This is a genomic window from Mesorhizobium sp. WSM1293, assembly GCF_000513875.1.
Classification (GTDB): Bacteria; Pseudomonadota; Alphaproteobacteria; order Rhizobiales; family Rhizobiaceae; genus Mesorhizobium; species Mesorhizobium ciceri.
Window position 1 is genome coordinate 88666 of the sequence record NZ_AZUV01000010.1, and the last position, 19481, is coordinate 108146.

Sequence of the window (19481 nt, forward strand, 5' to 3'; positions counted from 1 at the left end):
GCCGGATCAGATTAATGAATTCGACTATCCGCTGGATGCCTTCTTCGGCATCGATAAGTGACTTGGCTTGCTGTTCAGTGGCAACATCGATGTAGGCTTGGTTGAACGCATCAAGGAATGGCACCAGGAGGTCGACGGTCATCAGATACGTCAACGACAGCCCGTCAATGAATATCGCTTTGCCAGTATCAGCCTTCGCGCCATTCGGCCATCGCTGGTCTTGCAGCCGGAAGAACTTGCGCGCGATACTTTCCGTCCCAGCATCAATCTTGCCTTGGTCGACCAACTCATCGAGCACCGAATGAAGGTCAATCAAATTTCGCTCATAGGCTGAAGCATCGAAAACCCGATTGTCTTCAAGCGACACCCGGCGGATCGGCGCCGGATGCAAAAGGACCCCTTCAAGGCGTTGGGCAGCTCGAAGCAGTCGGGCGACCTCTTCGCCCACGTCTTGCGTCAGAGAATCCGACGAATTGAGTCGGTCCTTCATAACTTTTAGCTGGTTTCGCGCGACCGCCTTTTCGATCGCCCGGGCTTCGACAATTCGTGACCGTTGCAGATTGTCGATGCGATTTTTCCCCGCAAACAACTCATGCAGCGCCCCGGCCGGGATGATGGTCTGCTCGTAGGTTTCCAACACTTTTGGTAGCAAGCCGACCCATCCGAGAGTCAGCACAGCAGATAGATCGATCGCAATCCGCTTGACGTCTTCGAGGGGCGATGGGGGACGTGAGCCGCTGAAAAGCGGCAGAATTGATTTCTTCCGGCCATCGGGTTGTTCTGAGTTCTGGATCAGTCCACGAAGCGCGACATCTACGAGCGTGGTCCGCAGCCCCGGTGCGGCAATAAACAGCGGAAGATCGCCAGCCACCACCGACCCGGTGATGTTGCTCGTGCGCGCCGACCATTCTCGCTGAGATGACAACAGCTCTTTGAGTTCAAAGCGCTTTACTGGCCCATCGGTACCGGACAAGTCGATTGCGCGCCGGAACCATTCTTGGGCTTCCGGCTTCTTGTTTTCCAGTCCGTTATCCAACACAAGAGAATACGCGCCGATCAGCACATGCGCGTCATCAGGCGATCGTTCGATCGCGGCATCGATCAGGGCTTCTAAGTGCAAACCGCCGATCCCCTGCGCAAGATGCGCCGCATGAATGAGCTCTAGGCCACTATATCTGGATGACTGGGCGAGGTAGGCGCTGATCGGCGATGCCAGAGCCTCCCAGTCTCCCATTTCGATTGCTATGGCGACTTCAAGCTGTAAATCGCGTTCGCCTGGCAAGGCGTTCACAAGCGAGTCGAGGGTTTGTCGAGCTTCCTTAAGCAAGCCGCCCCGGTATTGCACGATCGCAAAATTTCTTAGGAGTCTTCCGTCTTTGGTGACGATATCAGGATGGAGAACTGCCAGCCGCCTGAAGTTGGCTTCGTCACCGGATGCAGCGTATGCGACGAGAGCATTTCTGAGGTCTGTCGGATCGCCGGAAAGCTCAAACAGCTTCTCGGAAAATTCGCCGACCGCCCGGTCATCACTCTTCGCCATCAGCGCGTGAACAAAAGCACGAAGCGTTTCGCGGTTGGGATCGCGCTCATATGCCTTCTTATGCTCGGTAACCGGATCGGCTCCTTCCGCCTTCGCTATTTCAACTTCCAGCGCCTGCACAGTGGACTGATCCAGCCGTGCGCGCATTTGATCCAAGATCAAGCGAGCCGACGTGGCGTCGCCGGTTTTCGCAAGCGCTTGAATTTCCAGATTGGCAATGATTTCAGGCGAGAACAGCTCGCCAAGTTGTTGCCGGAATTTCGCGACGACCTTCACCATTTGCGACGGATCGGCGGTGTGGAAGCTAAGGGTCAGGAGCGCGTTCAGGTCGTCGTCATCAAGTCCGCCAAACGCCTCGCGTTTTTCAAGATATGATCGAATCGGAGTTGGGTCGAAGACTGGATCGAATGCGAGGGCGAACGACAGAAACTGTACGGCAGTCCTGGGCTCTTCCATTTCACGTCGAAGGCGAGCAAGGGCGGCCTCCTTCAGAGTTGGATGCAGCATTTCGGCCCAGTAAATGTATCGATCAGCCACACCCAGGGCGTGCGTTAGTCCGAGGGCATGCAAATCCTTCCGAACAGCGCGGAAATCCGCCAACGCGAGATCGAGCTGCGTTGCGAACCCCGTGTCATCCCGGATCGGCAGCGCACCACGAATATCAAGTGGAACCCCCCTCGCGATGTGGATCTGATCCGCTTTTGGGAAGAGGAGCGCGAACCGAACGCACGCTCTCAAAAACAGGAGGTTCGGATCGAATTCGATTTGGCTGTCAGTTACCTCGGCGAGGTATCGTGCCGACTGTGCGAGGTCATGCTCGTTGATCGCTATCTCGATCAGCGTCTGAGCGCCGCCCGCAGACAACTCGGATACAGAAATCTTGGATCCATCGAACCACTTGCGTGCGTCGGCAGGACCTTGGGATGCAAGCAGAAGGTGGAGCAGGACGCCGCGACACTCGGGGTCAATTTCATCGCGTAGCAACCGCACGGCTCCCGCAACATCGCCTCGTGCCGCCTGCAACCGCGCCTCCGCCGGCAAGATTGAATCCTCGCCATTGGCCGTTCGACCTAATTCAAGAAACGTCTCCGCATCGTTTATCGCGCCGCGGACTGCTTGGCTTCGAGCAGCTCGCAGGAATATGCGACGCTTGAGCACTGTGGAGACCCATCGATTGCTCGCTTGCCGAAGATCGGTCGCCAGCAAAGCGAATTCATCGACCGACGCTGCTTCTACAAAGCCGCCCCGCCGAAGGGCGCGCATGTAGCGCGCGAAAAAGTCCCGCTCCAAAGCCTCTGCAAGGCTTGTCTGATTAGCAGCCGGATCAGTGAGAGCAGGTGGGCCAGCTCCTTCACCCGCTTCGGTGGGCGCGACACGGACACTGACGACATTGAGGATGCGATCAACCGAGCGCTGTAGGTCATCAACCTTGCGATCGACCGAAGCGAGAGCGACAAACCCGTAGTGTTTTTCTACTAGTTCGGGATACGTGGTCAGCCGGCGCTGAATTTCCTCCCAGCCCAGAACGTGAACTGAGAACAAACCGGCTTTGCGGTGCTCCTCGGTAATCTTGCGGGCGTGCCCCTGGAGGAGCTGGTCGTTCTCCGCTGTCGTCGCGATTGTGAATTCTGCTAGGGGCGGAGTGAATGACTTAGCCTTCTCGACCTCACTCGTGATCGACTCTTTGGTTAGTGGTGTGGGCGGCCAAACCTTCTTTCCTTTGCACTGCACACCAAGATGCGACGCCTCACGAGCGCCATAGATATCGACGCCATGTTGCCGTTGGCCCTGCCGGCCGTGCCGCACTGTGTTGGGATCGTTCCACTCACGCGTAAACACATCCGCGCAGATATCCTCGAACTCGTCCCAGTTCTTTGGCGGTGGCAGCTGTGACGAGGAGATGGTGGGCATGATCTACTTGTCTGGTAAGTTTGCAGCCGTCCGTTCTGCAAGACCCTGCTCCTCCAAATCCCCAACAAATCGGCTAAACGGTGCAATATTTTAACGAATGTTGGCTTGTTGCGCACCTATTAGACCGGGCCGGGCCACAGTCATTTCGCTATCGCGCTTGCAGCGAAGTTGCTGTTGTTTGTCTCCATTCGGGCACCTGACGTGCAGAGGTAGCGCTATTGTTGTTATCAGAAGCGCGGGAATTTAAGGGTGTTAGGGGACGGACTACGTAATTGGCTTGGCCCGCTTACAGTCCCTTGATCAACGGCCGCGATGGCACGGTCGTCCTGGAGATGAGCGCACCGACCGATGCCAATGCGATCTTCGACGTGCTCGGGCCCTGTGCGTCCAGGCTGCATCTGGTCGGGCACGAGGCGACCGGATGGTCGGCCTGGCTGCATCGCGAACCCTCGGCGCGTGGCATGCCGATGGTGCACCTGGAGACGCATCACGCAGCCCGAATGCTGGAGGCGCAGCGCGTGCTGACCCGCGGCCTGCGCGGGATCCATGTCGGTCGTGGGTGGCCTTTCTTGGCATCGCAAGGAAGATAGCTCTTTGGGCATCTGCTTTCGAGTGGGGGTAACGGTCGGGGTGCGGGAAAGTTAGGCGGAAGGCGCCTTGTGGCGCGTGCAGCGCTCAAAGTTCTTCCCGCCCCCCCCGGGTGAGTGGCGAATACTGGCCGGTCAAGTTGAAAACCACTTCCATAGTCCTCAATATCTTGAGGATTTGATGGGCCAGTGCCGATTCTGTGTCAGTCTGCTTTGGAGAATCATGTGGAACGCTGGATATGCGCATTCTGTGGTCCGACGGGTGAGAAGCGGACGAAGGAACACCTTTGGCCGGCCAGTCTCCATAGACGCGTTGTGGCATTGCTGGACGGCGGCGAGCAGAAATTCTGGCTTGCTCGTTTGGATAGGGCGCTCCCAAACGAGCCAACCATTCGAGACGTTTGCGCGATTTGCAACAACGGTGAATTGTCGAAGCTGGATAGCTACATCTGCGAGGCCTTCGATCGCTATTTTAGCATCATCCGCGAGCGTGGCGAGCAGGTGACATTGGACTACGACTACCATCTGCTGAAACGCTGGTTGCTGAAGATGTCGTACAACTCAGCGCGCATCAGCGGTTCAGACGTGCCCGTCTTTCAACCACTGATTCCTTACATCCTGGGGCAAAATACATCCGGAGGGCGGACCGTTCGGCTTTTCCTGGACATGACATATCCAAGCAACATGCCGGCAGAGGAGAGGCAAGCCGGTCTGCCTGCGATAGTACGGCCGGAAATCAACCGTGTCGGGTTTCTTGGCTACAACGCGCCGACCGGATCCAAAGTGCTGAGGGCAGTGCACCTGCGGAGCTTTAGCTTTCTTCTTGCCTTCTTGCCGAGCGCTGCAAACGCGACGTCCGTGCAAGCTTTTGTTGCCGAGTTTCTCTCGTGCCGCCCTTCAGCCCGCGAACTCAGGGCTTCCATTTCGCGCGTAACATTGTCCTGCAACGGAATCGATTGTTGGGAATCGATCAAGTCGGGGATGGCGCACCGCATCGACTTCAAGCGCGCTTAGACCGCTGATTCGATGTACCTAGGACTGCCGCGAGGGCTGGCCTGGCTTGGTGACGGAGAAGCCAGCCGGCCTCATGAAACGCTATGGCAAAGGCGCTCTGTTCAGTTCGGTCGAGCGGGCGCTTTTTTGCACGCGCTGTGACAGGGGCGAGCCTGTCAGGCTGGAAACTCACAAGCTGCCACGCAATTGAGGGAGTTGGATGGATGCAAGACCTCATCAATTTCATCCAGGCCAACTCAATGCAATCGCATCGTTGCCGATCAGCGACTTGACTGCCGAGCCGAACTGAGCGCGATCACGGCTGGTCAGCTGCCGTCGTCATGCAAAGTCATGCGGGCCGCCGCAGACGGGGGACAGTCGGTCCCGCGTCCCGTCCTGCGGCCGGCGCTATGCTGACGCTCCTACGGCTGTCCTGTTACCGCCTGCGGCGGCGGCGAATTTCCTCCGTCCCGCGCGCGACAATGTCCGCATGTGCGGACGCGCGCAGGACTGCGGTTTATGCGCCTTTTTCCTTGGGCGCCGGCCAACGCCGGTGCGAACGTCCAACAGGACTGGTGGCCTTCGACGCCTCGTCCTGTTGGCAAACGGTTTTGTCGGTGCCACCGGGCGGTCGCGACAAACATTTCTTCCGATCTGGATTCAATGGGGATTTCAAGGCGCGCGACGCCTGCATGGTTAATTCGTAAACATAACGCTCGTGCGCTTCCGAACCGTGTTTATGAGGTGGTCAATCAGATATAGGTAGGTGTTATTCCGATTCGCTTGGGAAGCGACTTGCCTATGCTTACACATGGTAAATCGATCTATTTGCACTTTCTCGATCGGGAATTGGGCGAGGCCGTTCGTCAAGAGGTGTCAGAGCACGAGGTGGACGTGGCCTTGAAATTGCTCACGCTTTTATCAGGCGCGACCCTGAATTGCAGTGCCTCCATCCTATTCGAAAGTCCCGCATTAAATCGATCTTCGTCTCTCCGCATTCTTACCAATACTCTGGTCGAGACCGGGAAGCTTATTGTATTGAGCAATCACCCAACTTTATCGGAGTTCATCGAATCGCGATCTCAGCTTTATTCGCATGACCGCGGGCGATACCCGATGTATTTTGGTAAGAAACTATTACTGCCCGGTTCAATATCCATAATGCCAAAGGCTTCGAGCGCGACAAATTCTCTTGCTCAACAGCTTAGCGCATGGGGAGGAGATGGAAATCGTTCTTCTGATCAAGTCGAGGACGCGAAGAAAGTTGTAATGGAAAGTTTGCTTCGTCGCGAAGGGCGCGCGGTTACCGCATCGCTTTTTGCTGCCGCAACGGCCGCGTCAGGTCATCCCGACATGGCGATAGGCATAATCCGAAGGCAAATATCGGTTGAATACACTACGCATTTTATGGGTGCGCTCAACTCGGATATTTATACGGGAATTCCAAGGATCGAATTCTTCGATTCTTGCTCAAGGAATTTCCCGCTATATGACTACAGAATATCACTGGCTTTGGCACAATGCCTCGGAATGGGCAGATTTATTCGCGAGGATTGGCAAAATCATAAAAAGTATTGGAATTCTATTTTCTATCGCGATGGTCCCGACGGTGGATTGATTTTGCTTCAGGAGAAATTTGAGATTTTTGGGAGAACTTTGCGGCGAATGATTTTATCAGATAAGACGATTAATAACGCGTTCTTCCGCATTAGTATTATCCAAATTCTTGAGCGAATTCACGGACAGTTCTCATATCGCGAGCTTGATGTGGAGCCTGACGCGATTGCAGTATTCGCCTCCCGAATCGAGAGTGTAATGAAACAGATGTCAAACAACCGAGAATTCGATGAGGCAAATAAAATCGAACGTGAAAACATACTTGGAAGAAGGAAGATTGACTATCTTCTTATTGTCGCAACGGATGTTGAGAAGGAAAGTGTTTTAGATAAAGCGAAAGAGCTTGATTGTAACCCCCAGGTAAGATTTGGTGCAGGTCGCAGTTATTATGATTTAGGGGATATCAATGGAAATAACATAGTTCTAGTAAAAGCATCAATGGGATCTGGAACTATTGGCGGATCAATTGCAACGGCGATGAAAGTCGTCCCGCACATCGATCCGCATTATGTCATAATGGTTGGAATTGCTTTTGGGATCGACGAGAATAAGCAAGAGATCGGGAGAGTTTTGGTTGGTCGCCAAGTGCTTGGGTACGAGCAACAGCGGGTTGGTAAAACAGAGAACCTGTCTCGAGGAGCCAAAGTTGATACTAGCCCTGTTCTGATCAGTCTGTTGGAAGGAGCAGCGGAGGTCTGGAGCGAGGCCAAAGTCGAGATTGGCCTGATGTTGAGCGGCGAAAAACTCGTAGACAACATCGATTTTCGTGAACAGTTGAAAGCGATCTCCAATGGAGAGGCAATCGGTGGCGAAATGGAGGGAATCGGGCTGGCAGTCGCCCTTGCCGAAACTCCAAAGCATTGGGTGATAGTAAAGGCAATATGTGATTGGGCGGACGGCAATAAGGGCGAAAACAAGAAAGATCGGCAGGCCCTGGCTGCAAAAAACGCGGTGTCACTGGTGTTCCGAGCGCTGCAAATTGCGTCAGATGGTGAGGGTAGATGAGTGCGATGCTGCACTGCGACTACCTTGTCATCGGGGGCGGGCTTGGGGGGCTGACGGCTGCTAACGTTCTTGCCGAGGCAGGCTGCGACGTGGTGCTTGTGGACCGAAGTCTGCCAGAGGCTCGAGGAGCGTTGGGAGGGTTTACGCGGTTCTCGGGTGCGAAATTCTCTCTTCTGCCAGCTGGGCAGGGGCTCGCGCCCGTGGCTGGCGGCCTTGGAGCGTTGCGTGCCACAACACAAGATGTCTTAGCCTTTTGCGATCTGGCTGACCACTCAGCCGTAGGTTCTCTGGATCTCCTAGACGACCAGCCGATAGGTGCCCAGGCTAGTATGCGAGCATATCAATCCATTGTTCTCACACCACAGCAGGTCGAGCGGCTTGTCGAGCGCATCTCAGGCAAAGTTGGCGCCTCGATACGTGTGATCGATGCAGGGATAGATGAACTACGGCCTGGTCCGTCAGGTTGGCTCGCTTTTAGTCGCGGCGGAGCAATTGTAGAGGGCCGGGTCGCCATCTTCTGCGGCGGCAGGATGGGTGGGACGCTTCTGCGCCGTGCTGGAGCGATGCCGCAGGAGGGAAAAGGGATCGATCTAGGCGTTCGAATAGAGTTCGCTGAACGGGAAAGTCTGCGCGCACTTCGTGACCGAGGTCCGGACGCGAAGATTCTCATCGGCCCCACTAGAACCTTCTGTCTCAATTCCCCGGGAACGATCTTCAGGTATGGCTTCCGCCAAATTACGATACCAGGCGGTATCGTAGCGGATACGTCTGAGCGAGGCGCCAACTTCGGCATCCTAACGAGGGTTCAAGGGAAGGAGGACAGACTAGGTCGGGTCCTGCGAGCCCTCAGAACGGTTCCGCCCGCGGAATATGAGGCTGCGCCCACGGTGAAAGGGGCTCCCTTTCAGGATAAGACTGCTATTCTGGAATCAGCATACGGGTTTGAAGTCGTTGGCCATCTCAAAAAGTTTGCTGAGACACTGGGGGAGTTGGGTCTGGTCGACTGGACTTCGGAGCATCGAATTCACTTCCCGCTTCTGGACTGGCACTGGGACACATTCGCAGTTGGACATTCACATCGCACCAGCCAGCCCAACCTCTTCGTTGCGGGTGACGCGGCAGGACATGCACGCGGACTTCTGCAGGCTGGCGTTTCCGGATGGCTTGCCGCGCGTGAGGCTCTAGCAGATGCAAGCCTTTAGGTGTTTTGACCCACTTTATGGACGCATGGTCCTCACGGCGCAGGAAGCTGAACTTATGCGCGCTCCGGAGGTGCAGAGGCTGCGAAGCATAAGGATGTGCAATATCAACTCCCTCCTTGTGAGTGGTGCTTCGGAGATATCACGTTTCGAGCATAGTCTTGGTGTTGTGAGGCTGGCCAAAGAGTGGTCCTTGGCCAGCAATGCCGACGTTGATTCGTCTGCGATTGTATCAGCCGCAGCCATCCTTCATGACATCAAGACGGGGCCATTTGGGCACTCTCTTGAGTACATATTAAACGACACCCCCGAGCTGGCAGACTTAGATCATCAGCGCGTTGGGCAAGACCCAGAAGAGTCTTTCTTTCAGCGAACGCGGGCCAATGTCTCTTACATGGGCGTTCAATTCACCGCACATTCGATAATGGGTCGGCATTGGTCTCAAGTTACACAGACGATTGCAGGAAGCGGGCCACTAGGTCCATTGATTAGCGGCACGATGGATCTCGACAATATAGATAATGTCGTGAGACTGGCCTATCATGTTGGTTTGGCTGAGCATCGAGATGCTGACTTAGCCCTCGCACTCGCGAGAGACATACGCGTCCAGGAGCACGGGCTTTCTATATCTCGGGAAAGCGTACCTCTTGTCGAGCGATGGCAGTTCTTGAGACATCGGCTTTATCGGTATCTCTTGCACGACTGGGCCGAATTCTCGGCGAAGGGAATGCTGACGAAGGCAATAGAACGTGCGACGGAAGCAGAAATAATTGGAACAGATAGCTGGATACTAACCGACGATGGTTTGATTAGCCGTTTGATTTCAATGTCTATAGGAGAGAATCAGGACGTCGGAGCGCTAATTAAAAGGGTAATGCTTGCCGATCTATATCATCCAATTTCCCTGCTCAAAACTCATCGCGTCAAAGGGTACGCGGAACTCTCCAAGCCTAGTACTAAGCGCTCTCTTGAAGCCAAGATCTCAAAGATTGTTGGATGCCCTTGCATTTTCCACGTCATTTTAGATCGAGCGAAAACGGATAGAAAGGTAGCACTATATATTAGGGACACTGCGGAACACGTTGTCGTAGGTGAGGATTCACACGAAATGCTGGTGGGCTTATTCTCGTCGCGGGCGCTTTCCGATCGGATGGCAACGCGTGCGCTTGCGGAGTTGCGAAACATACTTCGCGACGATCTCGAAGATGCCCAGCTGATGTCCGATCCTCTCGAGGATCCTTTTCAGGCCGTATCTAGCCAACTGAAGCTAATTTGATGGAAGCCGATGTCCATAGACAGCTGTCGTTGGTCGACTGGGACTTCATCGAACGCGGTCCCTTAGACATATCCGCGATCCATTGGTATCCAGGTAGCTTTGCACCCGGGCTACCCGGAGTACTGATAGACCTTTTATCGAAGCCTGACGCTACGGTGTTCGATCCTTTTTGCGGTATCGGATCAACTGCAGTGGCTGCCATACTTCGCGGTCGCAATTCAGTTTCCTGCGACATCAACCCAGTAGGTGTGATGTCCGGCTTGGCCACGGCTGGATTGCTATCGCTGTTGCTGCGCAACCAGTACCTGTTCGAAGATGTGTTCGACTGCCTCCGTGAAGTTGTCGAGGAAGTTCAGGGCAAAAATGGATTTGTTAGAAATCCGAAGCGGCCGGGAACGGACGTTGATGACTATGTCGAAGATCTTGGCGGCAATTCGCTGAATGACATCATGCCGTATCTGTTCCGGCAGGCGACGATTGAGAGCCTTCGTATCTGGTACCATCCGAAAACGTTGGTGGAGCTGCAGAGGCTAATTGATGTCCTTGAGGCATCAACAATCCCGCGATTCGCGAAAGTTGTAGGGTTCACAATGTTGTCGGCTATTGCGCGCAGCACGTCGTCAGAAACGCGCAGCTGGGGGCACGTCGCTGACAACGTTCGGCCGCGTGAGTTTGTGTACAAAGACGTGATGAGGGCCGCCACCACATGGCTTCAGCGGACCAGACGGCAATTGTCCTCCGTCCGTGGATCAGTACACCGACCCGCACATGTTGCAAGGTTCGCGTTCTCTGTTGTCGACTGGACATTGCAGAAGAAGCAGATTTCCTTAGAACAGGAGGCGGAACTTCTGCTGACGTCGCCGCCATATGGAGGGGCGATCGACTACGGCTTAGCTCAGCGCCTTACTATGTACTTTATGGGGATGTCGGACGATGCGCTCGCCGCGCTGGTCAGCGCCGAGATAGGCGCGCGGCGAAAGCGATCTCGGCCAGGCCATATCAACCTTTGGGCCGAGCAGCTTGTGGAGGTAGCGGGGCGACAGCTTGGGTGCATGGCACCTGCCAGCTACGCTGCATATGTTTTGCCGCACAAAGATCATGGGCGAGACATGGGTGAACTGATGCTAAAGGAGGCCCTAAGCGAACTGGGGTGGGCACTGTGTTTCTCTGCTGATCGATCAGTGCGTCAGTCTCGCACTCGTCAATCTTGGACATCAATCAAGAAGGAGACGATCTTGGTCTTTAGACGAGGGATTTGAGCAATGCTCTACGTGGTCACCGGCGTCCGTGGGGCCGGGAAAACGACGCTGATTGATGCGATCCGGCAAAGCGACCTGGGTCTGGTACTGCAGCCTTCAACAACTCGAGCGCCGCGTTTTGAGGGAGAAGTGGAATACGAATTCGTGAAGTCCTGGTCTCCGGAGCGGTACGCTTGGTCGATCAAGGTTGGTGAGCACTACTACGGCATGCGGCTCAGCGAGATCGCTAAATCAGAAACGGCTCCAGCCTTCACCGTATTTGAGCCGATTGCTATCCAGACGTTCTATGATTACCGGGACCGCTCTGGTATTAGCGCAATGACCATTGGTCTGGATACGGTATTAGATCTTGTTGAGCAGAATGCGAGAGTTGGTGCGAACGCATCACGCCTGATGACAGGTGAACAGTTTGCCGCAGCACTCTTTAAGGTCCGAGCAGCAGACGTAGTCATATCGGGTGATCAGCAGGCGGTGCTCAACGCAGTCTCTCGGATCGTCAGGGGCTGCTAGCTCGAGCCATACTCGTCGATGCGGAGTCGGCGAGCATGTCCGCTTTCCCCAGGAAGTTTCGACTGTGCGAACGTCCGACATCAGGCGCAAAGCAGTCATGCTGGCTTCACTTCGGAGGGTTTGCTGAGGCTCCGAACCGGACAGGTGAAAGGTTGCTTTGTCCCATATACCCCCTTGGGTCGACGAATACTCTGTTGACGTTAAAAACACCCGAGTCAGTCGCTCCCTTCTCGTACCGTTTCTACCGCCAGCGATCCGGCCGGGGGGCGACAAGAGCTCGCCCTCGGGTTTCGTAAGGTGTATCCATGCAGCCAAGTCTTCCGGGCGCAACACCACGATCTGTCGGTTGTGAATGGGCGCTACGTCCGGCCCGGGTTCTGTCGTCAGCATAGCGAATGTGGGCGGCTTGTTGCCTTCGCCCTCCCGCCATAAGCCAGCGATCGCCATGAACGGGGCGTCATTGAGCGTGAAACGATGCTTCGCCTTCGGAGACTTCTTCCCGGTGAACTCGAAAAAAGCCGATGCCGGAATAAGGCAGCGCTTGCTGCTGGCGAAATTTCGGCCTTCCCAGCGGAAGTTGAAGATCGGCCCGCCTTTGGGCCCGGAAGGCGGAAAGGCAAAGGTCATACGCGTGAGTTCGATCGTGTCGCCGGCGGCGCGCATGATCGGAGCGGGGTCGCTGATGCGAATGTCATCCGACTGTGGCAAATCCAGTTCGGTCTGATCGCTAGGAATGTCGAACGCCAGCGATTGCATCATCCGGCAATATTCTGCCCAGGCGATATGCTGCTCGTAGTCGTTCCACATAGCTGCCCGACGTTTTCGGTCAGTTGCAGAGTTATGCCAAATAGCGTGGTCGGACCGCTACGCCACCGTCCGGAGATTCACTGCTATGCCCCGAAATCTTGCGCATCCCGCTCGAGGACTTTGCGCTGTCTGTCGGTGATGACATCGCCGTGGCTGAAAGTGATGCGTTCAAGGTCCGGCTCATCGGACCATTTACGAAAAGCCGCACCAGCGGCGGCGCATCGTTTAATTAGCTTCTCATTCAGCCAGCGTCGCTCGTTTCCCCAGCAATGCCCCGTGACGCGGCTATCCTCGCCTCGATCTCAAATGAGACTTGCATCGAATCGACGTGAGACAGGAAATCGTCACGGCGTCGGAGGCTTGGAACCCGGTGCCCTGAGCAATCAACCGGTCGCCTTCGGAGCCGCCCCGAACGCGATGGCGGTTCAGCCCAAAGATCAGGAAAATCGGACGGTCCTTTTTCATCCGTTGGTGGACGGGCGGCATACTCTCGCGTTTGGGGCCGTTCTTTGACAGGACGGAGAGGCGCCACAGCACGGACGACATCAGCAATGACAGATCGCAGCCTGGTGGCGGTTCCTTCCGCTAGTTCCAAGCCACGCCCACGGCGTCCTCGAATGGATTGGGTCTGACCGAAGACCGCCTTCGCTGCGCTCAGTCTCGATCGTCTTCTCGCAACGACGCCGCTGCGTTTTCTTCCCCTGGCCGCTGCGCGTCCATTCCTCGCGATTCAAGAAAGCCTCGCGTCGCCATCTTCCACTTCGTTTCAGCCCCTTCTGGGTGCGGACCGATCGTCTCCGATCTCTCGACCACCATCGAGGCCGCGATGGGCGCGGCCCGAGAAAACAGAAGGAACCACCACAATGGCTACGATCGGCACTTTCTCCCGCACCGCGAACGGCTTCTCCGGCACGGTCAAGACCCTCAACCTCAACGTCAAGACCGTAACGTTCTCTCCGGCGGATGGCGAAAACGAAAAGGGTCCCGACTTCCGCATCTTCGCCGGCGCCACCGAGTTCGGGGCGGCATGGAAGAAGACCTCGCGCGAGGGACGCGACTACCACTCCGTCAAGCTCGATGATCCCAGCTTCCCCGCTCCGATCTATGCGAGCTTGGTCGAGACCGACACCGAGGGCGACTTCTCGCTCATCTGGTCCCGCCGCACCGCAGAGTGATCCGACTTGACACGAAGCCCCGCCGCAAGGCGGGGATTCGCTATGTTCAGGTCCTGCAAAGCCTGGCACGTCTGCCAGATGCAGGGCTAGGCTTTGGCTGGTGCCTTGCGCGTCTTCTTCAGCGGCGACTTGATGGCTGCCGCAGTCGACTTCGCGGCTGCCGCACGAGCAGCCGTTTTTGGCTTTTCCGCTGCCGCGGCAGGAGTGGGCGCCGCCGCCTTGCGTCCGAGCCCAATTGATTTCGCCAGGGCCGACCGGGTCGCCGCATAGTTCGGCGCCACCATCGGATAGTCGGCCGGCAGGTTCCACTTCTGCCGATATTGGTCGGGGGTCAGGTTAAAGTGCTGAAGATGCCGCTTGAGTGATTTGAATTTCTTTCCATCTTCCAGACAGATGATGAAATCCGGCGTCACCGATTTCTTGATCGATACTGCCGGCTCCTGCTTGACCACCGGTTCCACCGCCGGCGTGCCGATGCCTTTCAAAGCGGCATGGATATCGCCGATGAGTCTCGGCAATTCGCCGACCGGCAGTGGATTGTTCGACACATAGGCGGCGACAATGTCGGCCGCTATCGACACGGTATCCAGTTGGCCGTCTTGTTGGAGAGCAGTGGTCATATGAACTTCCTCTTATTGTGTCGGGACGAATTAGACGTCGTTTGTTTTCCAGAGCCCGCCAATGTGGCAAATAGTGCGTTTCCTTTCTACAATCCACACTCCTCGCTAATATTGTAAAGGTAAGCTTCGCTTTCATCGTTTTGATCGCCTGCGGATAGCCTTGCCGACCCGATGGGAAGCGAGGAACTTCCCCTCGCTTCCCCGCCAATGCCGCCTGTGCAGAGCAGGGCCGCAGGCTCGCAAAGCGGTCGACTGCAGCAACGGTGGCCATCAATTTCCATCCGCTCCGCTCGACCGTGCAACCCGGCTCCGCGCGCCGGCATTGGCCCCCATCACTCCCGCGCGCTCACGCGCCCCCGGAAGGCATGCCGGGGGACATGCCTTCGGCATTGACGGAAAAGGAGCGAGCACAATGAACATGACCACCCTCATCGACGGCGAGAGCAACCGCCAGCAGCATCCGGCTTCAAGTGGCTTTCGAGTTGACATCTCGCGCGGCGAGCGGATCGGCCGGGTTTCCTCGGAATGGTTTTCGCGTCCCGATGACGACCGCTATTTGAGCCTCACCGAACTTTTTGATGCCGTGAAGCAGAGAGCGGACCGCGCTACCGGTCGCACCGTCGAGAGCCGGGCGGTTCGCGTCGAAGCTACCCGCGACAATGCAGAGCGGCTTTCGCTTATCGTCCCCGGACAGGAGCAGCCTATTGCGCCGACGCATTGGAGCTTCGGCCAGCTTTGCAGCCTTGTCAGCGCGCCGGCCACCTACATGCGCCAGCTGCCCGCACCGTTGGCAGGGATCAATTTGCAGCATGGCCTTTTGAACCATCGGGCGGAATTGATGAAGACGCTCGAGACGGAAGACGGACGCATTGAGCTTCGCGCCGTGACAGGGCCGGACTATGGCCGCATCTGGGACCATGAGCTTGTCGCTGCCGTGATGAACTTCGCGGGCAATGGCACCGGTGACACCATGTGGAAGGTGCCCGGCGTTCTGGATTGGACGACCATGACCCACAATCCTCTCGTTGATATTACCAAGGACACCACGACGCTCTACGCCAGCGACCGCGACGTGTTCCTGTTTCTGGTGGATGACACTCATCCGATCGAAGCCGGGCGCCTGCCGAACGGTGAGCCGGATTTGTATTTCCGAGGCTTCTATTGCTGGAATTCGGAAGTCGGTTCGAAGACTCTAGGCATTGCGAGTTTCTATCTCCGCGCCGTCTGCATGAACCGCAATCTCTGGGGCGTGGAAGGTTTCGAGGAAGTCACGATCCGGCATTCGAAGTTTGCCGCGCAGCGTTTTGCGGACGAAGCAGCACCTGCCTTGACAAGCTTCGCGAACTCAAGCCCCGCGCCGTTCATCGCCGGCATCAAGGCTGCTCGCGAAAAGATCGTCGCCCGCAGCGACGAGGATCGTGAAGGCTTCCTGCGCAAACGCGGCTTCTCCAAGAGCGAAACGGGCAAAGTTATTGAGGCTGTGTTGCAGGAGGAAGGGAGCCCGCCCGAAAGCATCTTCGATTTCGTGCAGGGCATCACCGCCCATGCCCGCAGCAAGGCACATCAGGATAGCCGGCTGGAGCTTGAAGGCAGGGCGAGGGCCTTGTTGGAAAAGGCGGCATGAACGAGCAAAGGCCGCGCGGCGAACGTCTCGCCGCGCGGCCCTCAGGTCCGCCACATCAACGAAACTGTCATATCATATGACGCCCGACGGGTAGCCAGGATCAAAGTTTTCGGCGTTCCGAGACATGGCGGCCGCTCGCCGGGCTCCGCCCGGCTCGCGATGCGACTGCTGCCATTTTGAGCACAGCCACAAGAAATTCGTTTGGATTTCAGGTCTGATTTCGACCTTGAGCAGATCGATTGCTAACGTTTTCGGGCAGGCATACTCGGAACTGTTGCCACCTCATTCAGAATATCATGGGGATCGAATCCGATCGTTTCAGCCAGATCGAGGAATTCGATCACGTCCAAGCGCCGTCCGCCCGACTCGATAGCTGCGACTACTGATTGGTATCGATCGATTGCCTTAGCCAAGTCTGCTTGGCTCAGGCCCGCAGCTTTTCGCTTGTCCACGATCAATTGGATAAGTCGCAAATGTCTTGGCGACCGAAGTGTCTTTTGCATTCGCTGCCGGTCCTTGACGAAACCGGCAGATCAATTAAATGGAAATCCAGGTAACCAGAAAATCCGGTTATCTGGTGAACGCAGCCACTTGTGCTTCCACGACTTCTGGTGGGCCGTGCTTAAACCACTCCTCGATCCCGATGTCGCCGACATTGCCCCGGATGCGCCGATCCTGACCGGCTATGACGAGGAGCGACTGCTCACCTACATCCGCCTTCTTGATGCGGCGGCCGAAGACGCGGACTGGCGCGAGGTGGCAAGGATCGTCCTCCACATAGATCCTGACCAGGAGCCGGAGCGTGCGTTCCGGTCGTGGGAGACGCATCTTGCCCGTGCGCGGTGGATGACGACGAGTGGTTATCGGTATCTTCTGGCGGGCGGTGCGCCCCACTAGGTGCAGTCTGCCATGCGCCTCGCTTTGCTGAATGAGCACAGCGGTTTGCTGACTCTCCAACTACCCAGCCCGGGCATCGACCCCGATGCTGATTCCGAAGCTCGCAGCCTGGTGCTGGCATCGGGAGAGGAACTGGCAAATTGCAAGGCGATTGGACCAATCCACGGGCCTATGCGCAGATGCGCGACTACGAAGCCCAGGAGTTCGCTGCCGAATATCTGATCCGGAACGACGCCTTCATCGTCGAGTGCAGTCGGCTTGCGTTGATGAGCACAAATACCGGGGGCCTGCTCGGACAATCTGACTTCGCCGCTCGCTGGGGCGCGCGATTTCACAATCACCGGTGATGGGCCGCCATCTGCCGAGAACATTGTCTGGACGGAACAGGCGTCGCCGCGCGTGCTCCGGGCCACACGGATCCCTGCCTCGACCGACCCTTTGCATATGAGCGTGCTTCCTCGCGAGCTCCGCAACGCCCGCGTTTGGGAGCAGAGCGAAGACCTTGAGGTTCGCTGGTCGGCATCGACCGCAACCCATCGCCTGATCGCCGAGAGACGCGAAGATTCACTTTGCATCGACGCCATTGTTCTCCCGCTTGACGATGCCTTCGAAACAAGACTGGACGCCGCCCGTCAGTTCTGGCGCGCGCTGAACGGTCGATCGCCCGGCCCACTCTACGGCGCGTTGCCGCAGCAGACCAGGAACAGGCATATCCTCAATCTGCGCACTCACGACGCCCGCCGCGCAGCGGCCTCCTACCGCATGATCGCGGAGGTGCTGCTGTCACGAGAGCCGATCGTGCCACGGGATTGGCGCGATCATCACCTCAGGCACAAGGTACGGGCGATCCTGAGAAGAGCGGATCGCCTCGTCGCCGGTGCCTATCGCGATCTTCTTTTCTATCCCCACAGCCGCAGCCAGAAATCCAGGCGCTGATGCCCTTCGCGGGGGTAGCAAAAACGCACCCTCCGATCTTTGCCCTCCCTCTCTTTTTCTCATTTCGACCATCGTCCGTTTCGCGCGTCCCGGCAGGCCAGGATGACAGCAAAACCGAATGGAGATCGAACAATGTCGAAGGGTCCCGCGGACGCGCCCCAAAAATATCTGCGAACCAAGGAGGCCGCACCGATCGTCGGTCTTTGCGTCCGCACGCTGGAAAAGCACCGAACCTATGGCACCGGTCCAAAGTATCGGAAAGTCGGTGGACGCGTGCTTTACGACATCGATGACCTGCACGCCTGGATCGAACTCGGCTCGCGTACCTCCACCAGTGATGCGAACGCGACCTTTGTTCCGCCGGCCAAGCCCCATGCCGCGCGCGCGCCCGCCTATGCCGGCCGGCGCAATCGCGCCTCCTGACCGCTGGTGGCGCCAGTGCGGTACCGCTCCGAAGACCAGCTCGATCTGTTTCACGCGCGCGCCAGCGTCGTCACCCCGCGCGACGCGCAAGATCTCATGTCGTGGCCGTTCTTCTCGCTGGCCAAGTCGCGGCGCGTCACGCCGATCGATTTTCGCATGGGCGAGGTGTCGATCCGCGTCGAGGCGACGGTCGAACATGGCATGGCGACCATCTGGGACGCCGACATTCTGATCTGGGCGGCTAGCCAGATCGTGGACGCACGAGACAACGGTCTTCGCACGTCGCGTCTCATGGCGGCCACGCCCTACGAAATTCTCGCCTTCATCGGCCGAGGTGATTCCGCCCATAGCTATCACAGGCTGAAGGCCGCACTTGACCGGCTGCAGTCGACCACCGTTGCCACGTCGATCCGACAGCCGGCCGAACGGCGGCGGCATCGTTTCTCCTGGATCAACGAGTGGAAGGAGCGAATGGACGCCAGCGGGCGGCCGCTCGGCATCGAGTTGATCCTGCCCGACTGGTTCTATGCCGGCGTCCTCGATGATGCCCTGATCCTCACCATTGATCGTGAGTACTTCGGCCTGACAGGAGGCCTGGAGCGATGGCTCTACCGCCTGGTGCGAAAACACGGTGGCCGCCAGACCTATGGCTGGAGCTTTGATCTCCGCCATCTCCACTTGAAGTCGGGCGGCCTGTCGCCCTTCAAACGATTCACCTTCGAGCTCCGCGAAATCGTCCGGCGCCAGCCGCTGCCCGGCTATTGGCTGGCGCTCACCATCGATCCTGATGGCCGGTCGCGCCTGACCTTTCAACCCAACCCGCCGGAACCGTACGCGGCGCAACGCACGCCACGTGCCCGAACGACCAGGGCTGTGAAATGACTGTGGACAGGCCCGTGCTATCAGGAACCATAACTCCCGTGCCATCGGGAACCGGATTCCGTGCTATCAGGAACCGGTTTCGATGCTAAGCCATTGTGGTGATTGCCGAACCGGCTCCTCTAACGTTTCTAACCGAGAATCCTTCGGATTCTTTCTAACGCAAAGCGACGATCGGCGAGGCTGTGGACGACAGCCGAGCCCTGATTTTTCGGCCATGCCG

General features: G+C 57.1%; 16 protein-coding genes and 1 pseudogene. 14 read left to right on the top strand and 3 right to left on the bottom strand.

Annotated elements, in window-relative coordinates; genetic code table 11:
- The first annotated feature begins 3723 nt into the window (after nt 1–3723).
- The 7 genes from M729_RS0113905 (at nt 3724) to M729_RS0113940 (ending at nt 11897) form a co-directional block, all read left to right on the top strand.
- The gene (locus M729_RS0113905; RefSeq protein WP_156949290.1) at nt 3724–4041 is read left to right on the top strand and encodes a hypothetical protein; all 318 of its coding nucleotides are present in this window, start codon (nt 3724–3726) and stop codon (nt 4039–4041) included.
- Between the two features lie 222 nt (nt 4042–4263).
- The gene (locus M729_RS0113910) at nt 4264–5052 is read left to right on the top strand and encodes a hypothetical protein (RefSeq protein WP_027161893.1); all 789 of its coding nucleotides are present in this window, start codon (nt 4264–4266) and stop codon (nt 5050–5052) included.
- A 780-nt stretch (nt 5053–5832) separates the two neighbouring features.
- The gene (locus M729_RS0113920) at nt 5833–7653 is read left to right on the top strand and encodes a hypothetical protein (RefSeq protein ID WP_027161894.1); all 1821 of its coding nucleotides are present in this window, start codon (nt 5833–5835) and stop codon (nt 7651–7653) included.
- Between the two features lie 5 nt (nt 7654–7658).
- Nucleotides 7659–8855 carry an FAD-dependent oxidoreductase gene (locus tag M729_RS0113925; RefSeq protein WP_245267580.1) on the top strand — a complete coding sequence of 399 codons (1197 nt, stop codon included), beginning with the start codon at nt 7659–7661 and terminating at the stop codon, nt 8853–8855.
- 25 nt (nt 8856–8880) lie between these two features.
- On the top strand, nt 8881–10128 hold the full coding sequence (locus M729_RS0113930) for an HD domain-containing protein (protein ID WP_027161896.1): 1248 nt from the start codon (nt 8881–8883) through the stop codon (nt 10126–10128).
- Complete coding sequence (locus M729_RS0113935; protein ID WP_027161897.1) at nt 10128–11387, top strand: DNA methyltransferase; 1260 nt, start codon at nt 10128–10130, stop codon at nt 11385–11387. The genes M729_RS0113930 and M729_RS0113935 overlap by 1 nt, the downstream gene beginning before the upstream one ends.
- A gap of 3 nt (nt 11388–11390) precedes the next feature.
- On the top strand, nt 11391–11897 hold the full coding sequence (locus M729_RS0113940) for a hypothetical protein (protein WP_027161898.1): 507 nt from the start codon (nt 11391–11393) through the stop codon (nt 11895–11897).
- A 215-nt stretch (nt 11898–12112) separates the two neighbouring features.
- On the opposite strand, the pseudogene M729_RS1000000137195 reads toward M729_RS0113940, so the two are convergent.
- Nucleotides 12113–12704, bottom strand: a pseudogene (locus M729_RS1000000137195) (SOS response-associated peptidase family protein).
- An 863-nt stretch (nt 12705–13567) separates the two neighbouring features.
- On the opposite strand from M729_RS1000000137195, the gene M729_RS0113960 reads away from it, so the two are divergent.
- Nucleotides 13568–13879, top strand: coding sequence for a DUF736 domain-containing protein (locus M729_RS0113960; RefSeq protein WP_027161901.1), 312 nt, complete (start codon nt 13568–13570; stop codon nt 13877–13879).
- A gap of 86 nt (nt 13880–13965) precedes the next feature.
- Here the strand turns inward: M729_RS0113960 and M729_RS01000000135030 are convergent, their stop codons facing one another.
- Complete coding sequence (locus M729_RS01000000135030; RefSeq protein ID WP_084508195.1) at nt 13966–14499, bottom strand: MucR family transcriptional regulator; 534 nt, start codon at nt 14497–14499, stop codon at nt 13966–13968.
- Between the two features lie 412 nt (nt 14500–14911).
- On the opposite strand from M729_RS01000000135030, the gene M729_RS0113970 reads away from it, so the two are divergent.
- Nucleotides 14912–16123: a hypothetical protein gene (locus M729_RS0113970; RefSeq protein ID WP_050596227.1), complete on the top strand. Its 1212-nt coding sequence runs from the start codon at nt 14912–14914 to the stop codon at nt 16121–16123.
- Between the two features lie 242 nt (nt 16124–16365).
- Here M729_RS0113970 and M729_RS1000000137200 read toward each other — a convergent pair whose 3' ends face one another.
- Entirely contained in the window at nt 16366–16626 is a 261-nt protein-coding gene (locus M729_RS1000000137200) for a helix-turn-helix transcriptional regulator (RefSeq protein WP_084652625.1), read from the bottom strand.
- Nucleotides 16627–16741: 115 nt separating this feature from the next.
- On the opposite strand from M729_RS1000000137200, the gene M729_RS0113980 reads away from it, so the two are divergent.
- The 5 genes from M729_RS0113980 to M729_RS01000000135040 all read left to right on the top strand — a co-directional run bounded on the left by M729_RS0113980 (nt 16742) and on the right by M729_RS01000000135040 (nt 19261).
- On the top strand, nt 16742–17020 hold the full coding sequence (locus M729_RS0113980) for a DUF2285 domain-containing protein (RefSeq protein WP_027161903.1): 279 nt from the start codon (nt 16742–16744) through the stop codon (nt 17018–17020).
- A 140-nt stretch (nt 17021–17160) separates the two neighbouring features.
- Nucleotides 17161–17367, top strand: coding sequence for a DUF6499 domain-containing protein (locus M729_RS0113985; RefSeq protein ID WP_027161904.1), 207 nt, complete (start codon nt 17161–17163; stop codon nt 17365–17367).
- Nucleotides 17368–17464: 97 nt separating this feature from the next.
- A complete protein-coding gene (locus M729_RS01000000135035; RefSeq protein ID WP_050596228.1) occupies nt 17465–17956 on the top strand; it encodes a DUF2285 domain-containing protein in 492 nt (163 codons plus the stop codon).
- 132 nt (nt 17957–18088) lie between these two features.
- Nucleotides 18089–18379, top strand: a complete 291-nt coding sequence (locus M729_RS0113995; protein ID WP_027161905.1) for a helix-turn-helix domain-containing protein — start codon at nt 18089–18091, stop codon at nt 18377–18379.
- Nucleotides 18380–18394: 15 nt separating this feature from the next.
- Entirely contained in the window at nt 18395–19261 is an 867-nt protein-coding gene (locus M729_RS01000000135040) for a replication initiator protein A (protein ID WP_245267569.1), read from the top strand.
- Nucleotides 19262–19481: the final 220 nt, after the last annotated feature.